The organism is Streptomyces sp. NPDC002690 (assembly GCF_053592415.1).
Genome location: NZ_JBSFVR010000505.1, coordinates 1 through 4120, shown reverse-complemented (window position 1 = coordinate 4120; position 4120 = coordinate 1). Strand labels below are relative to the sequence as shown.

The window sequence follows — 4120 nt, the reverse complement described above, 5'->3', positions numbered from 1 at the left end:
GCCTCGTCCGCGTAGCCCTGCGCGGCGGTCGCCGCCCTGCGGTCCGCCGCGTCCCCCGCCGCCGCGACGAGGGTGCCGTTGCGGCCCCGGGTCTCGATCACGCCGTCGGCCTCCAGGGCCCGATAGGCCTTGGCCACCGTGTTGGCCGCCAGGCCGAGTTCCTCGGCGAGCCCACGCACGGTCGGCAGCCGGTATCCGACCGGGAGCGCGCCCGAACGGGCCTGTTCGGAGATCTGCGCGCGCAGTTGCTCGTACGGGGCGGTGCCGGTGTCCGGGTCGATCACGATCGTCAGAGTCACGGTGCAGATTCTGCACCTCCCGCCCGGAAATCCGGAGGCGGCCCCTCGCACCCTCTGCGTAGGGTCGCACCATGACTGCGATCATCAGGGATTTCCGGCCCGAGGACGCCGACGGATGGGAAAGAGTGCGGCGCGCGGCCCTTCCGTTCCTCGTGTCGACTCCCGGTCAGTGGGCGCACGACCTCGCGAACTCCCCTCCCGAGCGGCATCTGCGGCTGCTCGTGGCCGAGGACCGGGGTGAGGTGATCGGCACCGCTCAGGTCGGCATCGCCCACGACAGCACCCGCCCCGGGCAGGGTTTCTGCAATGCCTACACCCACCCCGACCGGCTCGGCCGGGGCAGTGGGTCCGAGCTGGTCCGGGTGGCCGAGGCCCATCTCGCCGGTCTGGGAGCGGTGGAGATCCTCAGCTGGGTGCTCGACGACCCGGTCAGTCGCGCGTTCGCGCGTGAGCGGGGGTACGAGCCGAGCCGCTCCGCCCACTTCCTCTCGCTCGACCTGACGACGGCACGTCTGCCGCCACGCCAACCTCTCCCGTCTGGCGCGGAGTTGAGGACGGCGGAGGACTTCGCGGACGACCCGCGCGCGCTCTTCGCCCTGGACGCCGAGGTCACGGCGGACGAGCCGAGCGACGCCCCGAGCCTGCTCACCGACTACGAGAACTGGCTGGCCTCGACCTGGAACCATCCCGCGGTCGACCACTCGCTCACCTCGGTGGTCCTGATCGGCCGGGAGCCCGCCGCCTTCAGCGTGGCGACCACCGACGGTGCCACCCGGTACAGCTCCGGGATGACAGGCACCGGGCGGGCCCACCGGGGGCGCGGTCTTGCCAAAATCGCGAAGAACGATTCCCTGCACCGCGCCAGGGACGCCGGATTCACCATGGCCTACACCGGCAACGACGCGGGCAACGGCCCCATGCTCGCCATCAACGCCTGGTTCGGTTACCAGATCTGCGCCACGGAGGTACGCCATGTCCGCACCCTCGGCATCACCCGCTGAACGATCCACTGACCGATCCACTGACGGGACGCACGGCGGGACGGGCGAGGCGGCCACGGAAGTGACCGTCGTGCTGACCAAGGCCGGACGGACGAAGATCCGCTACCCGGCCCGCGAACTGGCGGACGACGGGAGCCGGGTGACCGTCCGCGCCCCGTGGGCCGCCCCGGGAGTGCGGGACTTCGGCTTCGTGACCTTCGCACCCGGCGACGTCTTCACCGAGCACTACTGGCGCGACCGGTGGTACGCGGTGAAGGAGGTCCGCACGGGCGACGGGCTGTTGAAGGGCTGGTACTGCGACATCACCCGCCCCTGCGTCGTCGACGGCGGCGAGGTACGGGTGGAGGACCTGGACCTGGACCTCTGGGTGTCCGCGGACGCCTCCGAGATCCTGCGCCTGGACGAGGACGAGTTCGCGGAGAGCGGGCTGGCCGAGCGCGATCCGGCGGCGGCCCGGGAGGCGAGCGACGCCCTGGACGCACTGGAGCGCATCGCCCGGGCCGGCCTGCTCCCGGCGCTGCTGACGGATGCCGGCGCGTCGCGGCCCGGCCCGGACGCACACCCCGGGCGGATGAGGCTCGCATCGATCACCCTCGACTGCCCCGACCCCCTGGCGCTGGCCGCCTTCTACCAGCGAGCCACCGGATACGCCCTCCACCCCGGGTCCGACGCCGGGTTCGCCGGCCTCACCCGCGACGACGGTCTGCACATCGGATTCCAGCGGGTGGAGGACCACCGGGCTCCCCGGTGGCCCGGCGACGGAGACACCACACCCCAGCAGGCGCATCTGGACTTCGACGTCGACGACCTCGACGAGGCGGAGGCCGTGCTGGTGGAACTGGGCGCGGCGAAACCGGCGTTCCAGCCGAACAGTGCCCGGTGGCGGGTCCTCACCGACCCGGCGGGCCACCCCTTCTGCATCGTCGCCCGCTGACCTTTCGTGTCCACCTCGCGCCGGACCCGGTGCGGGGTGGACAGAGCCCGTCAGACGGCGGGGACCTGCCTCCCGACCGCCGGTTCGCCGGCGCACGGCGCGGGTTCCTCCCGGGCCGGGCCGCCCGCCACGAGTTCGACCTCGAATCCCGAGGCGTCCTCCAGGTACGCGGCCCGGTGGCCGTCGCCTCCCGCATAGGGGTGCCGGTCGGCGAACAGCAGCCGCCAGCCGTGCGCCGGGGCCTCCGCCGCGAGCGCGTCGAGCGCCTCCCGGTCCTCGACGTGGAACGCCAGGTGGTTGAGGCCGGGGCGGAGCCGGTCGTGGGTCCGTGCGACCGCGTCCGGCGACTCCTCGATCACGACGTAGCTGTCGCCGCGCCGCCAGCTGCGCCCGTGGGACCAGCGCTGGTACGGCAGGTGGCCCAGCCGGCCGAGCAGCCAGTCCCAGCCGGGCACCGCCGCCACCAGGTCGGCGACCCACAGCTCGATGTGGTGCACCCGTCCGGTACCGGCTCCCGCCGACGGCAGCGGGACGGCGCGACGCGGGCCGCCGGAGTCGTGGGCGACCGGGTCGCCGTCCTCGTGCCAGTGGATCAGGAAGTGCTCACCCGACCGGTATCCGTCGAGCCCGGCCCGGCAGTAGGCGACCATGTCCTCGGGCAGCGAGTCCAGCCGGAACCAGCCCAGCTCCGAGCACTTGTCGGGCTCCGCGTTGTACGGCGCCCGCTCGGAGTCGTACTCCGCTTCGAAGAACCAGCCCGTGCGCGGGCTGCCGCCGGGGCCCCGGTGGTGCATGACGAGCGCTACGCGCAGCTCCTCCGGCTGGAGGGTGAGCCCGATCTCCTCGGCCGCCTCGCGGACGATCGCCTCGCGCACGTCCTCACCGTCTTCCAGGTGGCCGGAGGGCAGGTGGAGGAGGCCGTCCGCGTAGCCCGTGCCGGCCCGGCGGGCGAGCAGCACCCGGGGGCCGTGCCGGAGGATCAGGTGCACGTCGACGATCTCGGTGTGGCGGTGGCGGGGTTCGGCGCGGGCCACGACGGCGTACCGCTCGTCGTCCACCTCCTTGCCCCAGAGGCGGGAGTCCCCGGAGAGCGGTTCGTGGTGGATCCGCTCGGTGTGCGGGGCGAGCAGGGCGGTGAGCAGTTCGGCGGAGACACCCACCCCGCCCCACACGCCCTCGATCAGGACGAGCCGCCCGCCGGGCTTCAGCAGGCCGAACCAGGTCTCCAGGGCCGCCACGGGGTCGGGCAGCGCCCAGAGGACGTGCCTGACCAGGACGACGTCGAACCGCCGGTCACCCATGGGCGGCCGGGCGGCGTCGCCGATCAGCACCTCGGAGCCGGTGCCCGCGAGTTTCTCCCGCGCCTGCTCGACCATGCGGGGCGACTGGTCGACCCCGGTGACCCGGTGGCCCTGGTCCGCGGCGAGCAGGGAGAGGCTGCCGGTGCCGCAGCCGAGGTCGAGGATCTCGCAGGAGGTGACGGGGAGCCAGTTCTGCAGGCGCTGCGCCCAGGCGTCGCGCACGACGGGGTCGAGCATTCCGTGGTCGGGTTCTTCGTCGAAGGAGTCGGCGGCCTCGTCCCAGTAACTGATCGTCGTCATGGCTTCCATGGTCCCATTTGCCACCGGTCGTAGAGACACGGACGGTACGAATTGGGACCGGTACCGGCCGCACACGGCAGGTGTTTCGGCCGAGGCGCACTCCAACGAGCCTTTCAGCGGCCTCGCTTGCCCGACGTCGGCGAATCTTGCGGCACTCCCGGCCGGCACCCAAAGCCCTCGCGCGCGAACGCCGGGCGTGACCAACGGCGGCAAGCAGGCCATCTACGAGGCCTTCGCCGCGATCCTCGACCCGGGCGACGAGGTCATCGTCCCCGCGCCGTACTG

At 72.8% G+C, this 4120-nt stretch carries 5 protein-coding genes and 1 pseudogene; 4 read left to right on the top strand and 2 right to left on the bottom strand.

The window, feature by feature from the left end; all coding sequences use genetic code 11:
• A partial coding sequence (locus tag ACWD3D_RS34205) for a GntR family transcriptional regulator (RefSeq protein WP_451464594.1) occupies positions 1–299 on the bottom strand: 299 nt, incomplete at its 3' end.
• A 71-nt stretch (positions 300–370) separates the two neighbouring features.
• On the opposite strand from ACWD3D_RS34205, the gene ACWD3D_RS34200 reads away from it, so the two are divergent.
• From ACWD3D_RS34200 to ACWD3D_RS34190, 3 genes and pseudogenes are all read left to right on the top strand, one after another.
• A complete protein-coding gene (locus ACWD3D_RS34200; RefSeq protein ID WP_451464593.1) occupies positions 371–1300 on the top strand; it encodes an N-acetyltransferase family protein in 930 nt (309 codons plus the stop codon).
• Positions 1272–1823, top strand: a pseudogene (locus ACWD3D_RS34195) (DUF402 domain-containing protein); the annotation flags it as partial. The gene ACWD3D_RS34200 and the pseudogene ACWD3D_RS34195, both read left to right, overlap by 29 nt.
• A gap of 48 nt (positions 1824–1871) precedes the next feature.
• Positions 1872–2234, top strand: a complete 363-nt coding sequence (locus tag ACWD3D_RS34190; RefSeq protein ID WP_451464595.1) for a VOC family protein — start codon at positions 1872–1874, stop codon at positions 2232–2234.
• Positions 2235–2284: 50 nt separating this feature from the next.
• Here the strand turns inward: ACWD3D_RS34190 and ACWD3D_RS34185 are convergent, their stop codons facing one another.
• A complete protein-coding gene (locus ACWD3D_RS34185; protein ID WP_451464592.1) occupies positions 2285–3835 on the bottom strand; it encodes a methyltransferase domain-containing protein in 1551 nt (516 codons plus the stop codon).
• On the opposite strand from ACWD3D_RS34185, the gene ACWD3D_RS34180 reads away from it, so the two are divergent.
• On the top strand, positions 3834–4120 hold a 287-nt coding region (locus ACWD3D_RS34180; RefSeq protein ID WP_451464596.1), incomplete at its 3' end, for a hypothetical protein. The two genes, ACWD3D_RS34185 and ACWD3D_RS34180, sit on opposite strands and share 2 nt — an antisense overlap.